General features: G+C 38.5%; 3 protein-coding genes, 1 pseudogene and 1 other annotated feature. Of the genes and pseudogenes, 3 read left to right on the forward strand and 1 reads right to left on the reverse strand.

Annotated features, from left to right (window positions below; translation table 11 throughout):
- Positions 1-49 precede the first annotated feature (49 nt).
- Positions 50-1318, reverse strand: a complete 1269-nt coding sequence (gene tyrS / locus A194_RS0114470) for a tyrosine--tRNA ligase (protein WP_017187520.1) — start codon at positions 1316-1318, stop codon at positions 50-52.
- Positions 1319-1370: 52 nt separating this feature from the next.
- Positions 1371-1574: a binding site (T-box leader), on the reverse strand.
- Positions 1575-1705: 131 nt separating this feature from the next.
- Here tyrS and A194_RS18660 point away from each other — a divergent pair.
- From A194_RS18660 to A194_RS0114480, 3 genes and pseudogenes are all read left to right on the forward strand, one after another.
- Positions 1706-3931 (forward strand): transglycosylase domain-containing protein, encoded by a 2226-nt coding sequence (locus A194_RS18660; protein ID WP_050980535.1) that lies wholly within the window; start codon positions 1706-1708, stop codon positions 3929-3931.
- Positions 3871-4686 carry a hypothetical protein gene (locus A194_RS20375; protein WP_157783070.1) on the forward strand — a complete coding sequence of 272 codons (816 nt, stop codon included), beginning with the start codon at positions 3871-3873 and terminating at the stop codon, positions 4684-4686. Before A194_RS18660 ends, A194_RS20375 begins: the two co-directional genes overlap by 61 nt.
- A gap of 108 nt (positions 4687-4794) precedes the next feature.
- A pseudogene (locus A194_RS0114480) lies at positions 4795-5058 on the forward strand (N-acetyltransferase); the annotation flags it as partial.

Raw genomic sequence — 5058 nt, forward strand, 5'->3', positions numbered from 1 at the left:
TTATTCGTTCGGGTTTTATGTTCATCAAAGTGTAGTGTTTTTATTTTTTCTATACATGCTTAATTAAAAAGTACTTTTTCTTTCCACGTCTAATAATTGTAAAAGCATCATCAATTCGATCTTTCTCATCAATGATGTATTTTAAATCTTGTTGTCTTTCATCATTAATATAAATAGCACCGTTTGAAATATCTTCTCGTGCTTGGCGTTTTGAAGAAGAGATATTTGCTTCAACTAACAGGTCAATTAAGCCCTTTTCACTCTCTTCAAGTTCAAAAGTCGGAACATCTTTAAAGCCAACTTCAACTTCTTCTTTCGTTAATTCTTTAATGTCTCCGTTAAACAATGCGTGAGTAATGCGCTGTGCTTGGTTCAACGCTTCTTCTCCATGAACCATTTTCGTCATTTCCTCAGCTAAGCGACGTTGCGCTACACGTTGTTCAGGGCGCTCTTCAACTTCTTTTGCTAGTTCGTCAATCTCTTCTAACGGTAAGAAAGTAAAGGATTTCAAAAACTTAACGACATCACGATCATCAGCATTAACCCAGAATTGGTAAAACTCATAAGGACTCGTTTTCTTCTCATCTAACCAAATAGCACCACCTGCTGTTTTACCGAATTTCGACCCATCAGCCTTAGTGATAAGAGGAACTGTTAATCCGTATGCTTTAACCTCTTCTCCCTCTTGACTAGTACGGCGAATGAGTTCAAGACCAGCTGTAATATTCCCCCATTGGTCACTACCACCAATTTGTAAAGAGACATCTTCTTCTTGATTCAAACGTAAGAAGTCTAAAGATTGTAGTAACATGTAAGTAAATTCTGTGTATGAGATTCCATTTTCAATTCTTGATTCAACCGAGTCTTTCGCTAACATGTAATTAACACTGAAGTGCTTACCAACATCTCTTAATAAATCAATAATAGACATTTTAGACAGCCAATCATAGTTATTGACTACTTTTGCCCCTTTCTGGTCATCTGTAAAATCAATGAATCTTGATAGTTGGTCTTCAATATTTGTAACCCATTCCTGGACAACGCTCTCTTCGTTCAACTGACGTTCCTCATTACGGCCACTTGGGTCACCAATTAATCCTGTACCCCCACCGACTAATGCGATTGGACGATGCCCTGCCTCTTGGAATCTTTTCAACATTAGAATAGGTAATAAATGTCCAATGTGTAAACTATCAGCTGTAGGGTCAAATCCGCAGTACAATGTAACTCGGCTTTCATTCAGATGTTTTTCTAACCCTTCATCATCAGTCATTTGATTTATTAAGTCTCTCGCTCTTAGATCTTCAATAATATTCATTGTTTCTTCCTCCTAAAGTTAGTCTATATAATACAAAAAAGCCCCTCATCCACATAGGGACGAGGGACTCGCGTTACCACCCTAGTTGTAACTACATTTGTGCAGTCACCACTTCATTAGTTAACGGTATTACCCGTCTCTTTACAAGAGAATGCTCCTAGCCGTAATTCGTTCTATGCCTTGCGCTAGTTTCCACCACCCACTAGCTCTCTGTTGCATTGGACATAGTCCTACTTCAACTGTTCGTTGCATGTCATATTCACGTTTCATTTATGATATTTATTTTTATCATAAGTACAATAAAAATGCAACTTTAAAAGAATATTTACAATATGCCTACCTTTTAATCTATGCTATAATATAGTCGATATTTTAGGAGGTTCGGAAATGAGTCATAATAATTCAAAAAATAGATTCCTTGCATTTTTCCAAGGTGGTAAATTCCCTAAAGTTACTCGAATTTCACTTGATATTGTATGGAATGTCGCGCTATTTTTCCTAATCATTGGTCTAATAGGAGCATTTTTTGCAGGTGGATTAGGGTTAGGGTATATGGCCTCACTAGTGGAAGACGTTGAAGTAAGTGAAGCTGAAGAAATGGAGCAGATGGTTTATAACTATGAAGAAACATCTGATATCTATTTTGCTAATGACGTATACTTAGGTCCTGTTCGTGGTGACATCCACCGCGAGGAAATTGAAACAGAACATGTTGCTGATGTATTTATTGATGCTTTGATTGCAACAGAAGATGAATACTTCGAAGAACATGATGGTATTGTACCTAAGGCGATTATGCGCGCTTTATATCAAGAGTTTACAGGTGCAGCTACTCAGACTGGTGGTAGTACGTTAACCCAACAGTTAGTAAAAAACCAAATTTTATCAAATGAAGTTTCATTTGAACGTAAAGCAGAAGAGATTTTCATTGCACTTCGTATGGAAAACTTCTTTGAAAAAGAAGATATTTTAGAAGCTTATTTAAATATTGTGCCATTTGGACGTGATTCAACTGGACGAAACATAGCTGGTATCCAAGCTGCAGCACAAGGTATTTTTGACGTTGATGCTGATGAGCTTAACTTACCACAAGCAGCGTATATTGCTGGCTTACCACAAAGTCCATATGCTTATACGCCGTATGCATCAGGTGGGTCGTTCAAAGAGGAAGAACAACTACAGCCTGGCTTAAATCGCATGCAAACCGTTTTAAACCGTATGCTGTCCGCTGAAAAAATAACTGAAGAGGAATATGAAGAAGCGTTAGATTATGATGTCGTTGGTGACTTTACAGATAAAAGAGAATCAATTCGTGATGAATATCCGTGGGTTGCTGATGAAGTAGAAAGTCGAGCTAGAGATATTCTTGCTGAAAAGTTAGCTGAAGAAGCTGGCGACTTAGAAGAGTATCATAATGTTGGTGCTACAAAAAGTCATTATGAGGACTTGGCTCGTAATCAGTTAAGACATGATGGTTTAGAAATTCATACGACGATTAATAAAGATATTCATGACCGATTCCAAGAGATTAAAAATTCTTTTCAACGTTATGGGGCTACAAAAACAATTGCATTTGAAAACCCAAACACTGGGGAAATTGAAGAAGAAGAAATCCCTGTTGAAGCTGGTGCACTTATGATGGAAAACAGAACTGGTGCGATATTAGGCTTCGTTGGAGGAAGAGACTTTGAACGCCGTGAAGTTAATAATGCAACCTATGACTTTCGTCCACCTGGAAGTACAATGAAACCCTTGTTCGGGTATGCAGTAGGGATGGAATTAGGAATGATTCAACCAGGCTCACCACTATTAGATGTTTCATTTGAGTATCATGGTGGTGGTGATCCATGGTCACCGACTAATTTTATTTCTTACAGTCAGCCTAGTGGACTCGTTGACGCGCGGTCTGCTTTAGCAGCTTCAGATAATATACCAATAGCAAGACTAATGATTAATATTATTGAACAAGATGGTAACCCTGCCAGATTCCTAGAAAGAATGGGCATCCCTAATGGAGAAAACTTACCATCAAATGTATTAGGTGGTTATCCGTATATTACTGTGGAACAAAATGTTGCTGCTTATGCTACATTTACTAATGAAGGTAACTACGTAGAACCTTACATGATTGATAAGATTGTTAATCGTGACGGAGACACTTTATATGAACATGAACCAGAAGAAGAGGAAGTGTTCTCACCTCAAACATCATATTTAATGATCGATATGATGCGAGATGTTATAAATAACGGTACAGCCACTAGTATTAATAATTTCTTAAATAATCCTGGAGTAGATTGGGCTGGAAAAACTGGTACTTCTGATGAGTTTGAAGATGCTTGGTTTGTCGCTTCTAACCCTAACATCACTATAGGGACTTGGATGGGGTATTATGGACATGATCGTGCTGTAAACAGAAACATATTACGCCTTAACCAAGATAATTATAGCTCAAACAACTTACGATTCTGGTCAGAACTCGTAAATGGTGCTGCTGATGTTGAATCGGATCTTGTCACACCAAGCGACCGTTTTTCAACTCCAGGAGCATTGTGTCTAGAAGCTACTGTGCACTATCTGGGAATATTCCAAGTGATATGTGCCAGGAATTAGGTTTAGTCCAAACCGATTTATTCAACATTGAACATGCTCCTTCAGAAGCGGATGACAGCTTCACGACTGGCCGTTTTGTAGAAATTGATGGTGAACGCTTTGCGGCTGTTGAAGAAACACCTGAAGAATTCACAAGTGAAGGGATGTCGATCGACCAAGACTTTATTGATCAACTTGGTTGGGGATCAACGTACCGATTAGGCTCCGGCTGGTCTGATCCAGTTGACATTGAAGATGTATTAGGAAGTGGCGATTGGTCTGACTTAATGATTGCTAATGATGATGAACTTGAAGATGATGGAACACCTAGCTCTCCTAGTAGCCTATCAACTTCAGGTAGCACACTTACGTGGAGCCAAGCTGACGGTCAAGTCATTGGTTACCGTATCTATATATCAGATGAAGAAGATGGTGATTTCGAGGAGGTTGGTCATACAACCGAAACAGAATTTGATTTACCATCAGAAGGATATGCATACGCTGTATCATCTGTAAGCCTATATGGTCATGAATCTGGATTATCTGACTCGATCATCTACGGTACGATTGAAGATGAAGAGGAAGAGGACGAGGACGAGGAAGAAAACGAAGAAGAAGCTCGTGAAGACGACGAGGAAGACGAAGATGCTAGCGATGAACAAGACGGCAACGACGAAGAAGAAGATTCAGATAATGACGATGATGAAGATAACGATGAAGACGAGGAAAACGGTGAAGACAACGAAGATGACGAAGACGAACAAAATGATGAATAAATAAGACTTTCTAAGCCACTGATTATTTAAATCAGTGGTTTTTATATATTAGTCCAATCTTAATCCATGTTATAATATTGATATATATGATTTTTAGGTGGTGTCCCATTGAAACATCCAAAAAAATATCATCAAAAAACAATTAAAAAAGACGGAAAATCCGTTAAAGTAGAAGGTCCGCTAACTTCTAGTCAGTTAGACGACTATTATTTCGATGAGGGCCTTACAGCTTTTCGTCCACCGAAAAAACAATATGAAGCGGTCAAATCAATTGCTGATTTTGAAGAAGGCCGTGTGGTTGTGGCACGAGATGAAAACAAAATAATTGGGTATGCTACTTTTTTGCACCCTGACCCACTAGAACGGTGGTCA

The sequence above is a fragment of the Alkalibacillus haloalkaliphilus C5 genome, from assembly GCF_000269905.1.
GTDB lineage: Bacteria > Bacillota > Bacilli > Bacillales > Alkalibacillaceae > Alkalibacillus > Alkalibacillus haloalkaliphilus_A.